This is a genomic window from Prevotella sp. oral taxon 317 str. F0108, from assembly GCF_000162415.1.
Lineage (GTDB): Bacteria > Bacteroidota > Bacteroidia > Bacteroidales > Bacteroidaceae > Prevotella > Prevotella conceptionensis.
In genome coordinates, this window is sequence record NZ_GG740072.1 from 83,679 (window position 1) to 106,988 (window position 23,310).

The 23,310-nt window shown below is 45.2% G+C and carries 13 protein-coding genes and 2 CRISPR repeat arrays; all 13 genes read right to left on the reverse strand.

The window, feature by feature from the left end; all coding sequences use genetic code 11:
• A CRISPR array of direct repeats spans positions 1 to 4,701; the repeat unit is 37 nt; unit sequence GTACGAGTGCACCATCCATTAAAACAAGGATTAAGAC.
• A gap of 352 nt (positions 4,702 to 5,053) precedes the next feature.
• Entirely contained in the window at positions 5,054 to 5,533 is a 480-nt protein-coding gene (gene cas2 / locus HMPREF0670_RS00300) for a CRISPR-associated endonuclease Cas2 (RefSeq protein ID WP_009229167.1), read from the reverse strand.
• A 10-nt stretch (positions 5,534 to 5,543) separates the two neighbouring features.
• On the reverse strand, positions 5,544 to 6,563 hold the full coding sequence (locus HMPREF0670_RS00305) for a CRISPR-associated primase-polymerase type B (protein ID WP_009229168.1): 1,020 nt from the start codon (positions 6,561 to 6,563) through the stop codon (positions 5,544 to 5,546).
• Positions 6,560 to 7,540: a CRISPR-associated endonuclease Cas1 gene (cas1, locus tag HMPREF0670_RS00310; RefSeq protein ID WP_009229169.1), complete on the reverse strand. Its 981-nt coding sequence runs from the start codon at positions 7,538 to 7,540 to the stop codon at positions 6,560 to 6,562. Before cas1 ends, HMPREF0670_RS00305 begins: the two co-directional genes overlap by 4 nt.
• 27 nt (positions 7,541 to 7,567) lie before the next feature.
• Positions 7,568 to 9,010 carry an ATP-dependent RecD-like DNA helicase gene (locus HMPREF0670_RS00315; protein WP_009229170.1) on the reverse strand — a complete coding sequence of 481 codons (1,443 nt, stop codon included), beginning with the start codon at positions 9,008 to 9,010 and terminating at the stop codon, positions 7,568 to 7,570.
• A 350-nt stretch (positions 9,011 to 9,360) separates the two neighbouring features.
• Positions 9,361 to 11,100 carry a TIGR02221 family CRISPR-associated protein gene (csx2, locus tag HMPREF0670_RS00320; RefSeq protein ID WP_009229171.1) on the reverse strand — a complete coding sequence of 580 codons (1,740 nt, stop codon included), beginning with the start codon at positions 11,098 to 11,100 and terminating at the stop codon, positions 9,361 to 9,363.
• Positions 11,101 to 11,109: 9 nt separating this feature from the next.
• Complete coding sequence (locus HMPREF0670_RS00325) at positions 11,110 to 12,216, reverse strand: Card1-like endonuclease domain-containing protein (protein ID WP_009229172.1); 1,107 nt, start codon at positions 12,214 to 12,216, stop codon at positions 11,110 to 11,112.
• 12 nt (positions 12,217 to 12,228) lie between these two features.
• On the reverse strand, positions 12,229 to 14,022 hold the full coding sequence (locus tag HMPREF0670_RS00330; RefSeq protein WP_009229173.1) for an RAMP superfamily CRISPR-associated protein: 1,794 nt from the start codon (positions 14,020 to 14,022) through the stop codon (positions 12,229 to 12,231).
• Positions 14,023 to 14,029: 7 nt separating this feature from the next.
• Positions 14,030 to 14,437 (reverse strand): TIGR04423 family type III CRISPR-associated protein, encoded by a 408-nt coding sequence (locus HMPREF0670_RS00335; protein ID WP_009229174.1) that lies wholly within the window; start codon positions 14,435 to 14,437, stop codon positions 14,030 to 14,032.
• Positions 14,430 to 15,926, reverse strand: a complete 1,497-nt coding sequence (locus HMPREF0670_RS00340) for an RAMP superfamily CRISPR-associated protein (RefSeq protein ID WP_009229175.1) — start codon at positions 15,924 to 15,926, stop codon at positions 14,430 to 14,432. The genes HMPREF0670_RS00335 and HMPREF0670_RS00340 overlap by 8 nt, the downstream gene beginning before the upstream one ends.
• An 11-nt stretch (positions 15,927 to 15,937) precedes the next feature.
• Positions 15,938 to 17,362 (reverse strand): hypothetical protein, encoded by a 1,425-nt coding sequence (locus HMPREF0670_RS00345; RefSeq protein ID WP_009229176.1) that lies wholly within the window; start codon positions 17,360 to 17,362, stop codon positions 15,938 to 15,940.
• Entirely contained in the window at positions 17,359 to 17,913 is a 555-nt protein-coding gene (locus HMPREF0670_RS00350) for an RAMP superfamily CRISPR-associated protein (protein ID WP_009229177.1), read from the reverse strand. The genes HMPREF0670_RS00345 and HMPREF0670_RS00350 overlap by 4 nt, the downstream gene beginning before the upstream one ends.
• A 3-nt stretch (positions 17,914 to 17,916) precedes the next feature.
• Entirely contained in the window at positions 17,917 to 19,479 is a 1,563-nt protein-coding gene (locus tag HMPREF0670_RS00355; protein ID WP_009229178.1) for a Cas10/Cmr2 second palm domain-containing protein, read from the reverse strand.
• Positions 19,480 to 19,498: 19 nt separating this feature from the next.
• The gene (locus HMPREF0670_RS00360) at positions 19,499 to 20,176 is read right to left on the reverse strand and encodes a CRISPR-associated endonuclease Cas6 (RefSeq protein WP_009229179.1); all 678 of its coding nucleotides are present in this window, start codon (positions 20,174 to 20,176) and stop codon (positions 19,499 to 19,501) included.
• A 960-nt stretch (positions 20,177 to 21,136) separates the two neighbouring features.
• Positions 21,137 to 23,287: a CRISPR direct-repeat array (repeat unit 37 nt; unit sequence GTGCGAGTGCATCATCCATTACAACAAGGATTAAGAC).
• The last annotated feature ends 23 nt before the right edge of the window (positions 23,288 to 23,310 follow it).

A 23,310-nucleotide genomic window follows, 5' to 3' on the forward strand; every position in this document is an offset into this window, starting at 1 on the left:
GTACGAGTGCACCATCCATTAAAACAAGGATTAAGACAGGGCATGATACACGAAGCAACCCAACGTGAATGGGTACGAGTGCACCATCCATTAAAACAAGGATTAAGACTTATTAAATGTTTTCGTTGTAATTGTCTTACATATGTACGAGTGCACCATCCATTAAAACAAGGATTAAGACACATTAACACCTCGCACTAAGAGGTTCTTCTTTAGTACGAGTGCACCATCCATTAAAACAAGGATTAAGACAAGGATTGTGATACTCTGTGCCACCTTGAACATGTTCGTACGAGTGCACCATCCATTAAAACAAGGATTAAGACAACTACTTTACAAAGCAATGTGTTTTATGTATAATTGTACGAGTGCACCATCCATTAAAACAAGGATTAAGACCTATCCACCTTGTTTGAATATCTTCAGGAGTACCGTACGAGTGCACCATCCATTAAAACAAGGATTAAGACACCCCAAAAGCACACTAGTACTAAGTAGTCATCACTGTACGAGTGCACCATCCATTAAAACAAGGATTAAGACAACCCCATACGCTTGGCTCTACGTGAAAGCCAATGCGTGTACGAGTGCACCATCCATTAAAACAAGGATTAAGACTGAACTTGTCTGTCCAACATCCAAACATAGGCTCTATGTACGAGTGCACCATCCATTAAAACAAGGATTAAGACATGCCCTAGGCTATCGGATAGGTTAATGTTTCACAGTACGAGTGCACCATCCATTAAAACAAGGATTAAGACTGTTCTTCCCCCATCCGATGAGCTGCAGGATAGGGAGTACGAGTGCACCATCCATTAAAACAAGGATTAAGACACGCTGTTTCCATATTGGGATTCGACTACTTCAGTGTACGAGTGCACCATCCATTAAAACAAGGATTAAGACTGACTAGCTGGGCCTTTGAAAGGTCTACCAGCTCTGTACGAGTGCACCATCCATTAAAACAAGGATTAAGACTGACTAGCTGGGCCTTTGAAAGGTCTACCAGCTCTGTACGAGTGCACCATCCATTAAAACAAGGATTAAGACTTCTTTCTCTTTTTCTTTATGGCCCTTTCTTTTTCTTGTGTACGAGTGCACCATCCATTAAAACAAGGATTAAGACACTGACATCCCATACTGGGATGCCACAACCACAGCCTGTACGAGTGCACCATCCATTAAAACAAGGATTAAGACCCTCCTTAAGGGTGAACTGAACTGACATCCCATACTGGGGTACGAGTGCACCATCCATTAAAACAAGGATTAAGACATAGCCACTTACCTGCGTACTGACGAAGACTTGAAAGTACGAGTGCACCATCCATTAAAACAAGGATTAAGACAATATGCTATTTTTTGTATTGACTTTTTTATTGTGTACGAGTGCACCATCCATTAAAACAAGGATTAAGACGTGAGCTCTCTTGGACTGGGTGTAATTGGAAGAGCTGGTACGAGTGCACCATCCATTAAAACAAGGATTAAGACCCTTTATTATTGTCCCTCACCTCAAAGAACTTAGGTTGTACGAGTGCACCATCCATTAAAACAAGGATTAAGACAGGTTGGTGAGAGGTTGTAGTACACAAGTTTAGTACCATGTACGAGTGCACCATCCATTAAAACAAGGATTAAGACCCTTAAGAGAAATAACATGTTTCTGATAGTCGAGGTTAGGTACGAGTGCACCATCCATTAAAACAAGGATTAAGACCCCTACAATTGTCCTGGCCTTTCGGCTGTAAGCAGGTACGAGTGCACCATCCATTAAAACAAGGATTAAGACTGAATAGGTTTCCATTGTTCCATTGAGGAACAATTGTACGAGTGCACCATCCATTAAAACAAGGATTAAGACACCTGGTACGATAACGTTCAGACTTATTTTGAGTACGAGTGCACCATCCATTAAAACAAGGATTAAGACGTTAAAACCCTCTTTGTATTGCTCTGAAAATGTTGGTACGAGTGCACCATCCATTAAAACAAGGATTAAGACTCAGTTTTCCGTGTGGTTTTACATAACGCTCCCTACGTACGAGTGCACCATCCATTAAAACAAGGATTAAGACGTACATTTCTACGTACCCATCCACGACTTAAATTATCAAGTACGAGTGCACCATCCATTAAAACAAGGATTAAGACTCTCTAGGACTGCATCATAAAATTTTGTTGTTTCCATAAGTACGAGTGCACCATCCATTAAAACAAGGATTAAGACCGTCTTCTAGCACACCACCAAGTCTCTTTGGCAGATGTACGAGTGCACCATCCATTAAAACAAGGATTAAGACTTGTTTTGTTTCTCAATTTCTGCAATGAAGTCGAGAAGGTACGAGTGCACCATCCATTAAAACAAGGATTAAGACTGCGTTCGCCCTTATCACTAACAAAAGCGGGATAAGTACGAGTGCACCATCCATTAAAACAAGGATTAAGACTTGCTGCTTTGGGAGCCATGCACACAGACATAATGTACGAGTGCACCATCCATTAAAACAAGGATTAAGACTTCTCAAGCAAACCCCCAGCAGGGTCTGCATACCAGTACGAGTGCACCATCCATTAAAACAAGGATTAAGACTACGGTTTTTTGGATCTTCGACCCGATTTTTTTTTATGTACGAGTGCACCATCCATTAAAACAAGGATTAAGACACCAATATAGGGGCTTTTGTTGTTAGTCTTCAACGTACGAGTGCACCATCCATTAAAACAAGGATTAAGACTTCTAGGAAATAATATTTGGGTACAATTATGCCCAGTACGAGTGCACCATCCATTAAAACAAGGATTAAGACGTTGACAACATGATTGATAATAGTGTCGTGAGCCGTACGAGTGCACCATCCATTAAAACAAGGATTAAGACTAAATGTAATGCACGCTAATAAAATGCTGTAAATAAAGTACGAGTGCATCATCCATTAAAACAAGGATTAAGACTTGTTAGCTGGTTCGTTCGGGTCGACGTACAACCAGTACGAGTGCATCATCCATTAAAACAAGGATTAAGACTACCATTTCGGGGAATATCCGCGAAAGGTCAAACGAGTACGAGTGCATCATCCATTAAAACAAGGATTAAGACTGTGGTTTGTGAATTATTCACATTTTTCACACCGTGTACGAGTGCATCATCCATTAAAACAAGGATTAAGACTGTTGCGGAGATTCGCCTCTACATGAAGTTAGGCTCGTACGAGTGCATCATCCATTAAAACAAGGATTAAGACTGGATAGGTTTGAATATATTTTCAACCTCATGCCACGTACGAGTGCATCATCCATTAAAACAAGGATTAAGACATCCACATAACCTGCTAGATACTCTAGAACCCAGGTTAAGTACGAGTGCATCATCCACTAAAACAAGGATTAAGACAAGTCCATAGTACCATTATAGGGATGGCCATCAATGTGTACGAGTGCATCATCCATTAAAACAAGGATTAAGACAACACAAAAGACTACTTAATGATGACCATGCTAATGTCGTACGAGTGCATCATCCATTAAAACAAGGATTAAGACCTTTTAAATTTACTTCCATATTTAAGAATTAAACGTACGAGTGCATCATCCATTAAAACAAGGATTAAGACAGCTAGTAAAGCTAATCCAGCTATCTTTAGAAATCCGTACGAGTGCATCATCCATTAAAACAAGGATTAAGACACGGTAAGGTCTGCCCAGTCGACAAAATAGGTATGTACGAGTGCATCATCCATTAAAACAAGGATTAAGACAAACTTACACCAGACGATAATTACCGTTTTCGCGTACGAGTGCATCATCCATTAAAACAAGGATTAAGACTGTCGAAAGCAGAGACTTGGCATAGTAAACTATCAGTACGAGTGCATCATCCATTAAAACAAGGATTAAGACCTTATATACTTACACATAAGATCTGTTACTTTATGTACGAGTGCATCATCCATTAAAACAAGGATTAAGACTCAGATGATAGTTGTTGTTATCACAAGACCTTATGATTGTACGAGTGCATCATCCATTAAAACAAGGATTAAGACTTGAGATAAACTCCCATAGCCCGCTTGTCTTTCAGGTACAAGTGCATCATCCATTAAAACAAGGATTAAGACTAATCCCACACGGAATCATTGGGATGGCACGATACCTGTACAAGTGCATCATCCATTAAAACAAGGATTAAGACTTAGGTCTTAGGTTATATCCGAATACTGCAAATAGGTACAAGTGCATCATCCATTAAAACAAGGATTAAGACACCAATTGTATGGTACTTTCTAACCTCAAAAAACAATGTACAAGTGCATCATCCATTAAAACAAGGATTAAGACACATAACAATATAATATATTGGTAAGCCTAATTCTGTACAAGTGCATCATCCATTACAACAAGGATTAAGACTGTACGACCTAGATTTTCGTAGAAGTCCCAGCCATCAGTACAAGTGCATCATCCATTAAAACAAGGATTAAGACCACTGATAGTAGAAAACAAATAATAGCAGCAACTCGTACAAGTGCATCATCCATTACAACAAGGATTAAGACGTCATCTTTCCCCACTTTCCGCGTATCATGGCAGTGCGAGTGCATCATCCATTAAAACAAGGATTAAAACACGCCCTTGAACACGTCTTTGAGCCGACTGTCTTTGTACGAGTGCATCATCCATTACAACAAGGATTAAGACTCCTGTTTGCCGACCCATTCGCCATTCTCATTCCGTACGAGTGCATCATCCACCACAACAAGGATAAGATGTAAAATCTTTTCACTCCTTATTATATATGCGATACGAACGCACATCCATTGTACAGGTTAAAGTGAGCTGTGGGTTGCGAAGGGTGTGTCGCAGCAGGCGCATCCTTGTTAAACGGATGCGACAACGCTGCGACGGCTGCTTTGTTGGCACAGACGTTGCGTGTGCAGACGAAAAAGGGGGAGGGGAAAGGGAAAGAAAATGTCCTTATGCGTTGCTGTGAGAAACAAGTGTTTCTGCAAGAAACGCATAAGGACATGCCGTTTTAAAAAAGAGATGCCTACTAAAAGAACAGCGTGTTGCGGTTGTGGGTGATGATGTCGACGTCTATTTGCTGGCCAATGATGCGCATGGCGCGCAGTTGGTCGGTAGAGATGGGGCAGACGATGATGCTGTCGTGGTTGTCGTAGAGCGACTGAACCTCGGCAAGGTCGGTCTTAATCTCCTGATAGTCGGCCGTGTCGAGGTCGGCCAAGAAGATGGAACGTTGCACGCGCGTGCATCCCTTTTGTTCAAGATATTTGGCTACGTGGCGCCTTACCTTGTCGCTTTCGATGTCGTACATCACGAAGAAGAGCATGTTGGTTGGTTTTCGTTGGGGTAGGTTTACGATGCCTAGGACATGGTTTACCCGCTGTTGCAGTGTGGGTAAGCCCTCGATGTTGCCCACTTGGCGGTTTATTTCGGGCGAATGGGCAACGCCGGCGCGCACCAATTTGCGCAACACCTCGATATAGGGCAGGGGCTTTGCCTTTTTTCTCATGTGCTGTCAGCTATTGGTTAACGAACTGTTCGATAAGCTTTGCCACCACTTCGTTCAGTTCTTCGTTAGTTCCTCGGCGTGGCGAGATAACCACACTGAAACCGCGCTTGCCGTAAAAGAGGTTTACCTCGGCGTCTTTCTGGCCCATGCGCACTTTTATCTTCTTGGCGTATTGAATGTTGGCAATTTCTGTTACCTCCAGCCCCGTTTGCTGAATGTGCTGCTTAAGCGGTTCAACCAGTTCGTTGAGCCGTTCGGGAACAAAGGCCTCGGATATGGGTTTGGTTGCGGCTTTGTCTTTGTTGAGCTGTTGCTTAATTCTTTGCAGCACCTCCGCATCAGGGTCTTTTAGACGAGGTTCGGGTGTGGCGGCAAAGGTTTCTTTCTGCATTTTCTGGTGCTGTTCAAGCTCATGGCGCGTGTCGGCAACGTTTAAGGGGTTGTCGGGGTTAACGAAAGTCTTGATGTTGACGGCTTCGCATTGGGGGTTGAAGTAGGCGTTACGGTCTATGCTGATGAAACAAGCGCGTGCCACATCAGATGTTTTGTTGTCGATGGCCTGTTCCAAGTGGTAGCGCAGGGAGAAATCGCGTGCGAAGGCCTTATAGAAAAGCGTGTAGATGTCTGGGTCGTAACAGCGTTCGGACAGTCGGAACATCACTTTGAGCCCGTCTTCGCCTGGCGATGCGAAACAAAGCAACACACGCGTATCGGCTTGTATCTGTTGGCGAACGGCTGCAAGGTCGAGGTTTTTCTCCGAAACGTGGTCGATGTCGAGGATGAAAGTCTCGGTGTAGGCAAAGTTCTCTTTCTTTCGGAAGTTGGGCGTGAAGTGTCCGCACACCACATAGGGCAACGTTCGTTTAAGCGAGGCGTATTGTTTGGTGTCCATTGCATATACGATACGCAACTGGCGTATGCGCGCCTCGATGTCGGGACGCGGGTTGATGAGGCTGTGATAGAGTTGCTCTTCTTTGATTTTGAGCAGCGGGTCGGCAGCCGACTGTATGTTTTTTCCGCACGAAATCATAGGTCGAAGGTTTTGAATTTCTGGGCTAGCGATTGCACGTAGAGTTTCATAGAGGTGTGGCGCGAGCGCGTTACGCCTTTGATGGTAACGGTTTCGTCCATGTAATCGTTAAGCGATTGGATGAGTACGCGCCGGCCAAGCGGTTCTAGCCAGTAGGAGCCGTCGGGCCTAACGGAGTAGTATTCGTCGGTAACCACGTTTTGTGCCAGCAGGCTATACACCACATAGTCTACCCAAATGCGGTAAAGTTCGATAACATCGTACACCAAGACAGGGCGGTTGTAGTCGTCGCGGTGCATGATGCCAACGTAAGGGTCGATGCCTGCCTTAATCATTTCACCCTCAATCTTGCCGTAAAGCAAGCCGTAGCCATAGTTAAGCAGGGCATTGGCCACATCGGTGGCAGGGTGCTGGCTTCGGCTTTCGAAACGATATTGAGGCGGAATAAAGGCGTTGATGGTGGCAAAGTAAATCTTTGATGCAAGTCCTTCCCAGCCGCGCAGTGTCGGGGCGATGTCGTTAACGATGTCGCCTTGCTCTGCCGAAACCTTGTTGCGATAGTCTTCTAGTCGGCGTATGCTCTTGTCTACGTTCACTTGCGGCGTATCGGTTGTGTTGAACAGCAGCATCAGTGCTTGTTGGTTTTCAATCTTCTGGGCGATAACGCCCTTTATCCATTCAACGGCTTCGGACGAGAATGTGAAGTTGAGCTGTCCTTTCCTGATGGTGGAGATTGAGCCATAGCGTGGACTCCATATTCTGCCGATGGGGTTTCCCGCCTTGTCCATAAACAGCACTTCTATCTCTTGCTCTACGGCAAGCATCACGGCATCGCTTGTTATTTGTGCGCCCTTGCTTATCTGTATGCTCTTGATGCCTGCGGCAGGGATGCGCTGACGGCCATCGGCGGTGGTGATTACGAAACCTTGGTTGTCTCGGTTGAGCGAAACGCCATAGGTGTTGAGTATTAGTTCCATTGTGGTTGTGTTTTAGGTTGTGGGTGGTTATGCGATAAAGAAATCGTCAACGATGTGTAGTTGGTCGGCGGCGCGGGTTACGGCGGTGTAAACCCATTGGTATTGGGGCTTGCTCGTTTCAAAGCTAAACTTTCGGGGAATGTCCAGGTACACGTCTTTCCACTCTCCGCCTTGTGCTTTATGGCAGGTGAGGGCATAGCCAAACACGGCTCGGATGGCGTTGAGGTAAGGGTCGGTCAGCATGAAGTCTTTAAACACTTGCGACTTGTGGCTAATTCTTCTATCTTTCATGCGGTGGTAGTAATCGATGAAGAGTGCCTGCTGGTCGTATTGTTTGAGGTTGGGTAGCGAAGAGTAGAGGATGTCTTCGATGAGCATTTGTTTGACCACGCGATGCGTGAAAAGTTCTTCTACCTCTACTTCGAGGAAGGTTAAGCCTGCGCGGCGTTTGCGTGTTCCTAGTTGGAGAACCTTTACCAAGTCGCCGTTCATTAGGCCCGACAGGCAGTTGTTTTGCGTTACGAGCAACAGCTCGCCAGGCATTAGCACGGACTGGTTAAAGCCAAGGGCTGGACGAACAAGGTTGGTTAGCGAAAGGCAGAGGCGGTTGGTGCCGCAAATCAAGGTGGCTGAATTGAAGCCGTTGGCCTTGATGTTGCGGATGTAGGCGTTGAGCAGTTGCAGCTGTGAGGGGTAAAGGTGCACGTGCTTGCGGTTGCGAAGTGGGAATTTACCCCACTTAACCCGTGGCGGGTTTTGGTAAAGCTGCCTTATCTTGTTGGCCGCCACAATGATGTCGTTGTCTGATTGCTGGCGCATGATTTGCGTTAGCTGGTAGTGGACGGCCTCGATGTTGAACTTCTCGCGGAAGTATTGGGGCGAGAGTGCGGGCGAGAAAGGCTGCCCGATGGGGGGAAGTTGGCATTCGTCGCCCACGAAAAGGAACTTGCCGGAGGGGTCGTAGGTAAGCAAGTCGTGCAACACGCGACCCGAGCCGAAGAGCGCTTGCGTGGGGTTGCGGTCCTCTTCGTCTGAAATCATCGAGGCCTCGTCGATGATATAGATGTGCTTTTGCGCTGTGGGCTCGATGCTCATGGGGGTGAATTGAAGTAGCAATTGCCCGTCGCTCTCCATTAGTTGTTGCTTTTCAAGTTGTTCGGCCATCTTGCCGATGTCGCGATTAAAGTCGTTGAAGGTGTAGATGTTGCTGTGAACAGTGGTGGCCTTGCAGTTAGCGCGGTTGCTTAATATCTTGGCGGCACGACCTGTTGAGGCCATCAAGATGTGCTGAACGTCTCGTTTTGCAAGCTCGGCAACAAAGGCGTTCATCATTGTTGTTTTGCCCGTTCCTGCATATCCCGTGAGGATGAACACCTGTTGGGAGCTGTCGATGAAACGCAACATGTGGTCTAGCACCCGTTGTTGTGTTGGGGTTAGTGTTATTTGGGGCGTGTTAGCGTTGTTGTTCATCTCTTTCTAATGCTTTTAATCGAAAAGAATTGGTTTCAGGAATGCACCTGCCATTATTTTTTTTGCGGGCAACGCATCTGTACAATGTGGCTCGTAGTGGGGCTACAAGCCGTTTGTAGTGGAGCTACAAGCACCTTGAAGTGTGGCTACAAAGCGTGTTGTGGTGTTGCTACGGCATACTTGTATGGGCTACTTGCGCGCGCTGCTGTTTGTTGTTTAAAGGCTATTGTTTATAAAAACCTATTCTTCTTTTATCTTCATAGGCATCTCCTAAAAACGCTCGCTGTGGTGCTTGCTCGGTTTTTTTGTTCGTTTTTTTGTTCGCTTTTTTGTTCGCTTAAAAGCTCAAATCAATACTCCCTGAACTGCACAAAGGTGAACTGCGTTTCCTTTCGATTGTCGGGCAAGTTGGTTACGATGCGTTCTGTGGTAGATGCCACGCAGCGTATTCCTTGCGCCTTGAGCAACTCTACGATGCGGAAAGTGAGGGTCATCTCGCCCATTACGTGGGCAGTTATGCATGTTGGTGCACCCCTATTGATGATGTCTAGCGCATATTGGCTGGCTAGTTGGTCAACCCTTTCTGGCATACAAAGGGCATCAACGGCAGGGAAGTCGATGTCTATAATCTCTCCATATTGTTTGGCGGCCTCCAATTGTGCGGGTTGCCATGTGGAAGAAGGATGGTTGGAGAGGTTGATGAAGAGCGCGGATTGGGGTTGTGGTTGGGTGGGAGAGGTAGCAGCAGAGTTGGAAATCCCTAGATAGTCGAGGGTTATGTTTAGATATTTGTCAATCCCGCTGGTAATACTCTTTACTCCTCTTGCCCCTCCACGGTCTTCGCCAGCATGGTTAAAGTCGTTACGAATATTCGTAATCTCTTTAAACGTGTTGGCAAGTCCAATGATGACGGGGTGCTGTATCAAATGCTTGATCGTTTCTTTTTGTTTTTCGGAAGCCTCTGCACCATCTTCTGATAAAATCCATTTGCTTTCGGGTATCTTATCGCTAACTATCGTAAAGGCCTTATTAATGAGTATTCTCTGATTCTTATCTAACAGGTCAAGTCCATTTTCTTTGCACAAAAGCGATACGACAGTTTCTTGTAAGAGTGTTATTGCTTGCTGATGCAGTTGTTTGTTAAGGCACCATCGCGCAGCATGAAAGCCATTTAGGATATTGTCTGTGGGCGAGAAAGCTAGTAAAGGTTGGTGTATCTTGTTGAAGATGGGTACCATTGGTGGAATAATGATTTTCTCTATACGTTTTTCTTCGTTGTGAATCGTATAGATTTTTTTCCCTACTCTAATGTCTTTCCCTCTGCAATTAAGAACGAATCCGCTTAGTTCTGCTAGTGCATTGAAATAGTTGTTTAATGCGCTTGCATCTTTATCTGTCCCCTTAGCTTTTTTTAATATGGGCGATAGTTCTTTGCTTACCATGGCCTGAAGTTGCGTTGCCCTTCCGTTTTGCAAATAGTTTGCGGCGGCGAAGGTCCAATCTTGCAGGCTGGCAAGGGGCAGCAGACTGATGATGGGTGCTTCATTTTCGGCAATGTTGCGCGCCTCGTAGTTGCCGTAAACAATGTTCTCGATGGTGATGCCTTTAAGGAACTTGGCGTAATTGACCAGTACGAGGAGCAGCATGGGGAGGAAACGAAAGCTATGCGTGAGGTCCATATATACCTCATCACCCTCTTCCAGTGTGTCGTAGATGGTTTGGAACACCTCCCAAATCTCCGCTTCGTTCATCCCATCTCTTATGTCTTTGTCTTCGATGGTGGCTTTAAGACCCATCTCTTGCAACACGGTTTCAAGGCCTTTGTAAGGCACGGGTGTGTTTTTCCCGTACGGTGTGCGTTCTGTGATGCCCTTGTTCCAATTTAATTCTCTGGCTTTCTTAGTGAGGAAGATAATCACCCGGTCTTCCTCCGTCCAGCCATTTGCGCCAACAAGCTCTAACGAGGCCTGCTGAATAAAGCGTGTTGGGCTAGATTTGAACGGCTTATGCTCTTCCTCTATCTCTTTTGTATAGGCACATTCTTCGTAGAAGCCTGTCCCTAAAATGGATATGAATACTTTGCGTGGCATGGTGTTTCTTTACTTAGTGTTGATGTTAGACATTTCGTTATCTAGCAGTGCGAAGAGTGCTTTTTGAGGGTCGATAAGACCGCCAGACTGGATGCTGAAAGGGATAATGCGGTTTTCTCGGCACTTCTCTTCAGCCTTGTTGTTCATCCTTTCTTTAGTTACGAACAGCATTTTAACGCCCATTCCGCCATATTTCTTAGCGGCCGTGGTGAATTTGTCTAGGTCTGTGAGGTTTTTTATCTGTGTTTTGCACTCCACAAACAGCAGTTTGTTGCCCATGTTCACAATGACATCTATCTCGTTTTTGGTGTCTTTGTCAGAATAGTCAAACGTTGCATTGACAATAACCTCTTGCGCTTTTTCCCATTGTGAGAGCATTTCGGCAACCTGAACTTCAAACCATCCGCTATTAAAAACGATGGGAATAACATGTGGCGAAGAGCATCTAAGTTTATTAACGCCCCATTTGTTCTTTAACACCATGTATGCGGTGTTCGCCTTTTTGTCCCACTCCACGTACGAGCCTCGGGCGGTTTCTTTCCTACCTGTTGGTTTGTACTCCACCTCTTTGTTGTCAATGGTTAGTTCTTTGAAAACCTTAAGGTTGCTTTTCCGTATCTTCTCCACGTCTTTTGCCGCTTTCAGGTCTGCCTCGGTTATGTCCTTGAAGTTGGCATACGACCCCAACGGATAGTTGTTGTACCGCAGTATGGTTTGCGTGTCTAGCTTAGAACTGATAGATTTTTTTTCTGAAGTGGTGAGGTTATACCCCACATTGTTTTGGTCTACGTATATAATAGACGTGTTGGGACACTGCTGTGCAAGCAGAACGAAGGCCACAGTCCAAGGCTTTGTGCCGCCCGAAATGTTGATGATGGTTTCTGATTGCCCACATTTACCAAGCAGTTTTTCGGCTGCTTGGTAAATTTTGGGGTAGTCAACAGATTCGAATGGCTGTAGTTCGCAGGGTAAGTCCACACTCTGTTGAATGCCTTCTGCCAGTTCTTTGCTTTCTTTCGAGTGAACCAGTATCAGCTTGTCGGCCTTAAACTCCTCTATGCCAACATGTATGGGCATGGGTTGGCCGCCCACTAGGGCGATATGAATCTTGCTCATTAAGTACGTTTACTATTGGTTGGTGATGGTGTTGAATAGCTCTATCGTTTTATTGTGATCGCCAATAACATCTCTAAACTTCTTTATGAACTTTCCTCCTTTGGTGTTACAGTCCTTCTTGTCTTTGGAAGAGGCTTCCTTATACAATTCTTTAAGCTTTTGTACAAGTGCTCCCAACTCTTCCTCATTTAGGTTTTCACGTCCATTTTCGTACTTCTTAGCTAGTCTTACCCACTTGTCGCATTGGTTGAAACATGTCGAAATAGAGTTAGCTTTGTTGAGATGTGCTTTAAAGCCATCAGTGAAAATATTCTTATCGCTTTCTACCTTTCTTTTTTCATCAATCTCTTTTTCAAGTCTGCTTCTCTCCTCTTTCCATTTGGACAGGTATTTGTTAATGATGTCCTTCAAATCCTCGTTGCCTTCTTCCTCCCTTATATCGGTACATTCTTGTATGTGTTTGTTTAACAGCTCGATGTGGGAAGGCTGTGAAGCGGAGCAAGACTCATCTTCGTTACATAGTTCTTTGTCTCGTTCTTCTAGCTTTTTTTTTAACTTGTTTATCTCTTCCACTCGTTTTTGCTCTCTTAATTCGGACTCACGAGCAGTTTTCTTTTGTTCTTCTTGCTGTGCAATTGCTTGCAAGCTTGTGGTTACTTTTTTTATCTTACTGAATGGCTTGAAAGGTGTCTTGTTTTTCTTTATATTTTGAAACTCCTTTAAGTCCATGTAGTTAAATTGGTTCTCATATGGCTTTACAGGATGTGAAACGAGTGCTATCAGCTCTTGTATTTCTGTGCTTGTGAGCCAGTTGGACTTAAACTCGCACATTTCTTTCTCGAACTGTTCTAAGAAGAATGAACATTCCTTATCTTCTGGCGATATTAAATCCACATCGTACTTTACTTTGCCATATCCGTAAGGTTTTGCTTGTCCCAATTGATGAAAGCAGTTGGGCGTGTTGTGAAAGGTAAGGGCTGAGAGTAACGCTCCCAGTTCAATGGGAAGGAGATTGTGATAAGTAATCTCACACGTAAAGACACTCCCTTTTTTGAGGGGCGTTATTGTTGTGTCTGTATTATCGGTGCTTGTTTTGTTTTGGCACACTCCCGTTCGTATAACATAGCGTTTCCATCCAGCAAGTTGCCCGTCATCATAGGTTTTGTACTTGTCAATATTATTGTCTTGCTTTATGTATATAGGGTAGAACGACGCTTTTGGGGAACTTAGGGTGAGTCTTACTGGCTGTTCTTCTTTTGCGTTGTCAGAGAAGGCATGGCCAAATTGTACGCGCCCTTTTAACATACCTTTGTCTTTAACGTGCCCAAAGATACATTCTGCTAAGTCTAGGCTTTGTAAATCTTTATGTGCTTTTGGCAGACAATCGAATACACTATTGTTAAATGGTTTCTTAATTTTTCCTTTTCTGTCTGCAAACTTCGCCCTTTCGTCCACCGTCATGCGCCCGAAACTCATTATTTCAAGCACATTTCTCACTTCGCCCTTAATGCTAGTGGCGGGTATATAGAAGCGGCCATCGGGTGTTTGGCTGAATTTTTGGGGCTTCTTTTCTTCCTCTTGTTTGGCTGTTTGTCCGTCCTTGTTGCGGTCTTTTTCTTTGTCTTGTTTCTGCCCGTTGCGTATAAAGATGGGTGTTTCGGCCGTTATTCGCAGGCGTATCTTTCCGCTAACGCCATCGCTGAATGGCACATCTTGTGATATTAGGTCGGCCCAAGATGGTGTGTAAACCTCTTCGCTCAGCGGAACAAAGTTGTATGGCGACTTGATGATGTTATTATTGCTCATGATTGCTTTACTTTTTAAATCCCACAAATACCATTTTATCTAACGTAAGCACAGGCATGTCGAGGCATGCCCCATCGGGTTTTGCCGTCCAATAGCGCAGAAACAGCAGGCGATTGCCGCCCATTCGGTGGGCGGGATATTCCACGGGTGTTACTTCCTTACTATGGAAATCGGCGGCGTTCACCAAGAAACGGTGTGCGCACGGCCTACCATTGGGCGACTTGATGCTGATGGACACCCCCTGCTCCTTATTATATAGGTAACCTTCCGCCACGAAAGGGTTTAGCCCTTCAAGCAGCGTTCTGTCTATCATCGCAGCAGGAACAAATATGCGGGGCTTGTTTTCGTTGCTCATCCAGAGGCAACCCTCATAGCAAAGCCCAAAGTCTATATCTTTAATTTCAATCTTACTCATAGATGCAGTTTCCGTCTTTATAAAGTTTTCCTTCAAATTGGCCGTAGCCTTTGTTTACGTTTCCACCCAAGGGCAACATGCCTTCGCACACGTCTTTAAGGGCTTTTTCAAAGGCTTGTATGATACGTTGGTCTTCGTTTATCAGCTCGTCTACGTCTACGAGCAGCTCAAATTCAATCTCCTCCGGCTCATCAGGATGAACAATCAGTGCCTCCTCGTCGAACAATGCGCCATCGATGGCTCCACCAGTAAAGCGGTCTATCTTTACGTGGTTGTGGATTTTCTTGTCTGTTTTCTCTTCTTTGTTCCTAATGATGTCGGCAAACAACACGTGTCCGCGCCGTTTCCCATCGGTTCTTTCTCCCGTTGGGGCTTCGGTGGGTTGGGTTTCGTCCTCGTTTCCCTCACTTCCAAACAGGGCGAACACGGCTTTGTTGCGTTTACCCACATACTTGTTGAAATCTTCTGGCGACAAGTTTTCGGCAAATATCCCACACTCCTTATTGTAATGGTAGGCAGTGCGATGTGCCAAAGCCCCTTTCACCGACGATGCCGGCACAACAAGTGAATTGTCTTGGCTGTTCCATCGGCCGCTGTTGCCCTCGCCGTCCCATGTGATATACCGCTCTTTAATATAGCTGTGGTCTACATCTTCGTTGCCAAAGCCCGACCCGAAAAACAAGAAATCTTTGGGAGTTATTTTCAGTTCGTACCGCGTATAGCGGCTCTCTTGGGGCTTTTCTAGTTTAAGGGGCTCAAATCCATTCCACGCTTCGGCCAAACTTGCGCTCTTTTTAAGATACAAATCTAAGTCGGCAGGCAGGCTAAGGTCTAGTTCGCGATAAAGACAAGCCTCGCCAACCACCTTTATCTTGCCAAAACCATTGCGGCTTTTGCCGCCAACCCTAAACCCGTCGGCTACAAGAATTCCAAGTAAATCCTTAAAATTTTGTTTATATTCTGCAAGTTCTTCTTCGCTTTTGGGGTTGGCTATCAGCTCCATTTCAAAGCAGAAACGTGCGCCCTTAGGTACCACCTCCTCGTCGAATTTACCTTTATCTTCGGTAATGCCGCGGTGGTTAATCTTGGCATGCTGCCTAATGGGTGCGTGTTTAAAGTCCTCTAAAAACGCCTTGTCCTCATCATCGCATGCTGTTTCAAGGTTAAGCAGGCCGTCAATGGCCTTTCCTTTGCAGTTTAGCAGCTTGGCTTCGGTTACGATGAGGCGCGAGCCCTCCACCTCGTACTCGCCGTTCTTGTCGTTTTTCTTTTTGATGAAACCCATAAGGCGGTCGGCCAACTCTTCGTCGATGGCATGTCTTATCAGTCCTGCCAGCGTTGTGCCTGGTATGAATGGCAGGTAGTTGGCATCGCGATTGATGGTGGCATCGGTCAATATCGACTTCTTGCCAGAGCCAATGGCCAACGGCGTTTCGGCCTCTATCGTTACACGGGCGATGAGGCGATGGTTGTATTTGGTTGTTTGCATAGCGTTCATTGTTAGTCCTTACATTCTTTGGCCATCTCTGAGGCGAGGTTAATAAGCAGTTCTTGAAGGCAGATGTTTGGCGTGTTCATAACCTCTTCTAGGCATTCTCTGCGGCCGTTCTCGTCCCATTGCCCCTTGGCTACGCCGTGGTCTAAGAATTTATTTACACGGTCTTTCAGTTGTTCTGCATCAGAAGTAACCATAGCCAAGCTCCGTATCGAACCCCATTGCGAGGCAAAGCGTTCGCCTTTAAATTTATCTGCGTGCTTGTTAACAAATTTGTTCACCACTTTTTGAACATCAAACACGCGTTTGTCTTTCTCTTGCGCCCGTTTCAGGTAGGCCAGCAAGGATGTTTCTTTCACCTCTTTGCGTGGTTCCTCGCTTTGGGTTTTCTTTTGTTCTTCAAACTTAAACTTGGCTTTCCCCTCTTGGTCTGCCTTGTTTTTGCTGAGAATTTCGGGGTTATAAACCACTCGGCCAAAGCCCTCTTGTTGGTAATCGCCAACATAGGCGTACTTTTTAGGCGCGGCGTTGGCCCTTACAACAAACACGCTACCTTTCTCAATGCCGCAGCGTTGGCTGTCGAATGCCTGCCGTTTAAAGTTCCAAGGCGCGTAACTGAATGTGCGCACTTGGCTCTTGTGCCACAAAATTTCGCCTTTGCCCTCGAAACCAAGCTGTTGAAGTGTGGGTTGGAAGGTGGGCAGTCCATGCTCGTCTAAGAATATTAGGCGGCCATCGGCATACACTAATACTTCTTCGCAGTCCACCACAGCATCGCTTTTCAGTTGCTCGAACGACGTCGCCGTTATCTCCACCAAGCCATATTGCGCCGTACGCGAACGTCCCAGGTGGCGTGTTCCGCAGAGGGCGGCAGCCAGTTCCTCGGCATATTGTGCAGCGTCGTCGTCAAGTTCAACTTCAAAATATAGGATAAGCCCCTTGTTCATGGCCTCGTAACCAAACAATTGGTGGTCTTGCGAACAGCGGTTTTCACTGTCGTAGGCCGACTTTAAGGCGAAAGTCTTGTCCACCTTTACCTTTGTGGCTTGTTCTCCATCAAATACATAGAAACCCTCGCGGCATTGTTTCAGCTGTTTTTCACCCATTTCTTTGGATAGTTCTGTGGGCAAAAGGTGGTGGAAATAGTGTTCGTCTGCTCCATCTTTAAGCTTAGGACGAAACACTACGGCCGGAATACGAACGCCCCTAACACCAGCCAGTGAGGGGTGAGCATCGCCAAAGCGCACTTTGCCACTATGGAAGAGCAGATGTGTTTTCTCGTTTTCCTCGTTGTAAAGCTTACTTGCGGCAATGCCAAGGAAGTTGTTGCCGGGAATGAAATCCAACGAATGGCGGTTGCCCGTTGTAGCCGATGTTTCGCTGATTATCACGTCGGACAATAGCGTGCATTGTAGTTGTATTGTTTTCATTGTTTCTCCTCCATGCTTATTTTGCAACGTCCATAACCGCGGGTGCGCCCTGCGCCTAGTCGTTTAATCATCATCAGGGCCCGTTCCACCTCGTGTGCCTCGTCGTCTTCGAGGTTCATTATCTGTCCATAGAGCGTGCAAGGCACGGTTGTTTGCGTCTTGCGTAACGAGTTGTCTTTGGCAATCCCATCGTTGCAGATGGCTGTGGCCGACACCGATTGGTAAAGAAACCCAGCCAAGTTGTCTTTTACAATCACGTTTTTTTCGTCTTCATGCAGTGTGGCATCGGTGAAAAAGGCACTCCCCTTGGTGCAGTTGTCTTTGTCTTTAAACACACCGCAGATGTTGGTGAGCATGCCTTTCGATTTGTTTTCTTGCGAAAGGGTATAGGCAAGGGCCTCGCGCACCAGTCCTTTTATGGTTTTTCCAGGCACAAACGGCAGTCCTTGAGCGTCTTTAATCACCAGTGCGTCTACGTCGGCACCGGCTGCCTGTCCCGAGCCACAATGCCAATTGGTGTAAAATTGGATGCTGTATTTAAGATTTTTCATACCCTAGTCGTTGGTTTGTTGATTGTTTATGGTGTAATAGGCCAGTACGTCGTAGGCGGCGTAGTGTTCCTCCTGTTCCTCTTTGCCCGCATTGTTTACGTGCGTTCGGGTGGCAGGAGTGGTAAGGTTAAGCAATAGTTTCTTGTTGCTGGTTAAGCTTTCTAGGCGTTGCAAGCGTTGGGTGGCGGCTTCTTCGTTCTCGTGCATTAGGCTTAGCCATTGCCTTACGCCTGTTTTCAGTCCTTCGTTTTCTGTCTTCCCTAGTTCGTTTACCATGCCTTCCAATTCGCTTATGGTATGGTAACCCACTTGTTCATCCAGGTAATACGGGCCGAAGCACAGCGTTTTCTTGATTTTTGCAGGTTCTTCCTGCCCGTTATTGGCCGTCTTGTCCTTACCGTCGTCTTTGGGTTTAAGTTCCAGTTCGCGCGCCTTGATGTCTTTGTACGATTGCACAAAGCTGTCTTGCACCTTATGAAACATCAGGCACGAAGGCACGTTTTCCTTGTTTATGGCCTTTGCATCGGTCTTTGCAGCATGGCAAAGCTCCTCGGCCAGCTTGTAACCATAGTAAAAGGGGAACGAAGCTTTGATGTAGGCAATACCACCACAGGCCGTTAATTTGGTCATGTTAGCCTTGCTAAGCAAGCTTTTCATCTCTCCTTGGCTTGTTTCTCTTTCAAACTCGGTAATGAATTTTTGGGCGTAAGGCATGGCCAAGTCGCCGCGGATGATGGCCGTTAGGTCATCGCCGCCAAGCACAACGGGGCAGATGGGCAGTTTGTTGTAGCTGAAACCATGTGTCTCTTCTATAACTTTAAAAGCCTCGTTGGCCGCCTTTGTGGTGGCTTGGTCTAGTAAGGTGGAAAACTGATAGAACTTTTTGCGGTCTTTTCCTAGCTGCTGAACCACCTTGCCTAGTCCGTTCCCGTCGATATGCACAATGGCAATCCAGTCGTTTTTGCCCGTCAGGTCTTTAATGTCCAGTTCGTCTTCAAGCTTTAAGTCTTTGTCCGCGTCTTGCCTTTTGCCCCAAAAACTTTTGATGTGCAGCTTGTTTCCGCAGTCTTTCCTTGCCATCCGTTTGGCGTATGTGGCGGCGTCCAGCTCTTCTCCGTTCTCTATTTTCACAACGGGCATGCCTGTTTTTGCAGCCCGTTTGCACCCCAGCATGCCCACTTCCAGAGGCGTTTGGGGTAGGTTGCGCTGTGTTTTTAGTTTCTTTTCCAGCTCATCAACAGCCTTGCCAAAGTTTTTCTCATCGTCAAATTTAACCACAGCTTGGCTGAACGTTATGCCGGGCGCGCACTCTTGCACCTTGCGAGGGAAGTTGCGCACCACGTTTTCGCACTGTTCTTGTGTGTCGAACACGTACTTCACGTTGCCCGCGGCCATGATAACCGCATTGTCTTTTTTGTTGAATCCTTCGCCAACAGCCTTTTCAAATGCCTTGGTACAGATGCTCTCCACCAGTTCGCTAGCTCCCGAAATGTCGTCTAGCTGGTTGGTTTGGAAGATGAAACTTTGTATGCCTTGCACCGAAGCTCCATATAGAAATTTTTCCATAGCCTTATTGTGTTTGTTGTTAGTCGTTGTTAAATGTTGTAGTGAGTGTGCCAAAGCCCACGCTGGCGTGTTTTCCCAGGCCCACATGCTGGGGTAGGCGTACGTTAGATACGAAATCTACGTTGGCACAATACAGCTTTACGCCCTTGAAGGGCACGCACGGACGTTCTTTTACGCCAGTGATGCACACCTCTATGCGCTGTTCAACCCTTATGCCCACGCCTTTAAGCATCGAAAGGATGTTGCCCGTAAGTATGCGTTGCAGCATTTCCTGGCGTTGTTCGTCGTTGTCGGCTTGTGCAAAGGTGGTGTGGTTTTCTTCGTTCAGTGGCAGCCAGTCGGTAAGTTGGTAGGCATACACTTGCCCTTCTTCGCAAGCAATGTCCACTTGTTTGGCGTTCACTTCTTCTATTTGCAGGCAATGCCGTTTGTTGCCGATGCGTACGTTGAAGTTGTTCGAGGCGAAAAACACGCCGATGTTCTCAACACCTTGGCCAATGCAAAACAATGCGGCCTTGTTGTTCAGTCGCTTGTATTGTATCAGGGGGTAGGCATAGCGGTAGCCTTCCTTGGTGTGGTTATGAAACAGCACGTCTTTCTGGGGCAGCAATTTGATAATTGCCCCTCTAAATCGTTGTATGTCGGTTTGTAGAAGTTGTGTCTCAAATTGGATGGTCAGGGTTTTTAGCTTGTTCATCGGCAATTGATTGATTTTGGTGTAGTTTGCATCCCCCTCCTTGTGGCTGTTCGCACGCTGGTGTAGCTTGTTTGCGTTGCGTTGTGCCGCCATTGGGTTGGTGGGGTGGGGCGTGCGGTGCAGCCCCATGTTGCTTGCAACATTGCAAACTTACACATTTTTCTTAGGATTAAGAAATTTTATGGAGGTTTTTTTATTAGAAATGACTTGTTAAAGACGAAAAGGCTTATAAAGGTGAAAAGGTGAAAAGGTGAAAAGGGTGAAAGGGTGAAAAGGTGAAAAGGGTGAAAAGGGTGAAAAGGTGAAAAGGTGAAAAGGTGAAAGGGTGAAAAAATGGCTGCGCCTGTTAACTTATTCATATCGTTAACTCGTCAACTAATATTTGGTGAAAAAAGGCTGCGCCACTCAACCAGCCAACAACTCCTCTCGAAAGCCCACCTACTTATAAGTTTATCCACTCGTTACTTGTCTTCTTGTTAACCCGTCCACTTGTTCTCGCATCAACTCGTCCACTTGCTAACTCGTCCACTTGCTAACTCGTCCACTTGTTAACTTGTCCACTTGTTAACTTGTCACCTCGTCACCTCGTCCACTTGTTAACTTGTCTACTCGTTAACTTGTCACCTCTATATAATAATAGGTACGCGCGCGTGCGTGCGCGTATGATACAAAAGACATGGGATTAAGACATATTGCAATAGCAAAAGCCCAGCAACTGTGTACATCGCTTGACGATAGATAAGCCGAAGTGTGCCATTTCGTTTGTTTCTCCTTTCTTTCCGCACTATTGGCGATACTTTCGTTAAGTTTGCTTTTTAACGTGATATGTTTGCCAGTTTCGTCAATTCTTTGTAATTTTGCACTCGCTTAAAAGGTACGTAATATTTGTTAAAAACATGTCTTACGATGCACAAACAAGTCTTACAATGCGCTTAAACAAAGCATAACCCAAGTTTTGCTGTGCGAGTGCATCATCCATTACAACAAGGATTAAGACCTTTTAACCTCTGCTGCACTCTTAGAACTAATTTGTGCGAGTGCATCATCCATTACAACAAGGATTAAGACGTTTCAACACCTATGTAAGGAGTTGGAAGTGTGTCGGTTGTGCGAGTGCATCATCCATTACAACAAGGATTAAGACTACCTTTTGCAATGCCGTTAATAAGCCCGCTTTTGGGTGCGAGTGCATCATCCATTACAACAAGGATTAAGACTATTCGTCTTCGTCTTCCTCGTCTGTTTGTACAAGTGCGAGTGCATCATCCATTACAACAAGGATTAAGACATACTATCGCCCATAATTGTACACTGCATCAGATTGTGCGAGTGCATCATCCATTACAACAAGGATTAAGACCCATTCCAATTGTCGTTATCCTCGATTTCTGCGATGTGCGAGTGCATCATCCATTACAACAAGGATTAAGACCAGATTTCACACTCTCAAATTCACTCTCTGTAACAGTGCGAGTGCATCATCCATTACAACAAGGATTAAGACTCACGCAAGGCTTCTATTCTGTATAATTTCTTGCGTGCGAGTGCATCATCCATTACAACAAGGATTAAGACGCGCGCGTACGTATTATATTATATAAGAATTTATATGGTGCGAGTGCATCATCCATTACAACAAGGATTAAGACTTCTAAGAGTTTTATTTGTTTCATATACTTTAAGTGCGAGTGCATCATCCATTACAACAAGGATTAAGACCCTTAATTTGAAAATTTGATAATAAATAGTTCATATGGCGTGCGAGTGCATCATCCATTACAACAAGGATTAAGACTGCAAAGAGCTTAAACCCATTACCCCTTTAATAGAAAGTGCGAGTGCATCATCCATTACAACAAGGATTAAGACTCTACTAATATTGTTATTGGAAATAAATAACTAAAAGTGCGAGTGCATCATCCATTACAACAAGGATTAAGACTCTGTCATAATTTTCAAGACTAACTACGTTAACACCGTGCGAGTGCATCATCCATTACAACAAGGATTAAGACTTACAAACTGATATTGGCAGAATACCTGCAATTCAGTGTGCGAGTGCATCATCCATTACAACAAGGATTAAGACATAGAATAAACTCCACTATCATCAGAGGATAATCTAGTGCGAGTGCATCATCCATTACAACAAGGATTAAGACTCTGAAAAAGAATATGTCCAAAGAATTGTCATAAGTGCGAGTGCATCATCCATTACAACAAGGATTAAGACCACCACTAAGAAGAACCATCATAGCCTTTGGGTTTTCCGTGCGAGTGCATCATCCATTACAACAAGGATTAAGACTTCATACCAATTGTTCCAGTCCAATTGTATGCCGAGTGCGAGTGCATCATCCATTACAACAAGGATTAAGACACAAGGACATTATATCAGTCTAACACTATCCTTATCCAGTGCGAGTGCATCATCCATTACAACAAGGATTAAGACCATTGCTTTTGGGAGCTTTATAAGATATTAAGTTTGGTGCGAGTGCATCATCCATTACAACAAGGATTAAGACACCTAGTGCTCACATTTTCATCCTAAGATTACTTCTGTGCGAGTGCATCATCCATTACAACAAGGATTAAGACAATGGCCACTCACCTAGAAAAGATGAAACAAAACTAAGTGCGAGTGCATCATCCATTACAACAAGGATTAAGACTCTCTTTTAGAGACCATTTACCAGCGTAAACTCGAGTGCGAGTGCATCATCCATTACAACAAGGATTAAGACTCAAACACTATGTTAGCCCCTTAAAAAACCTATGCCGTGCGAGTGCATCATCCATTACAACAAGGATTAAGACTTAGCCTGTATAGACTTGCCCTTTCTTGTCAATAAGTGCGAGTGCATCATCCATTACAACAAGGATTAAGACACATATGGAAGCATACGCTGTTTCCATATTGTGAGTGTGCGAGTGCATCATCCATTACAACAAGGATTAAGACAGCTCGTGAGCTACTCAATGTCCATTTGCCAGCATAGTGCGAGTGCATCATCCATTACAACAAGGATTAAGACCTCCAAACACTCTTTCTTAAAGCTGTTAGCTTCAGTGTGCGAGTGCATCATCCATTACAACAAGGATTAAGACTCATTCCCCCAGATTTCATATAG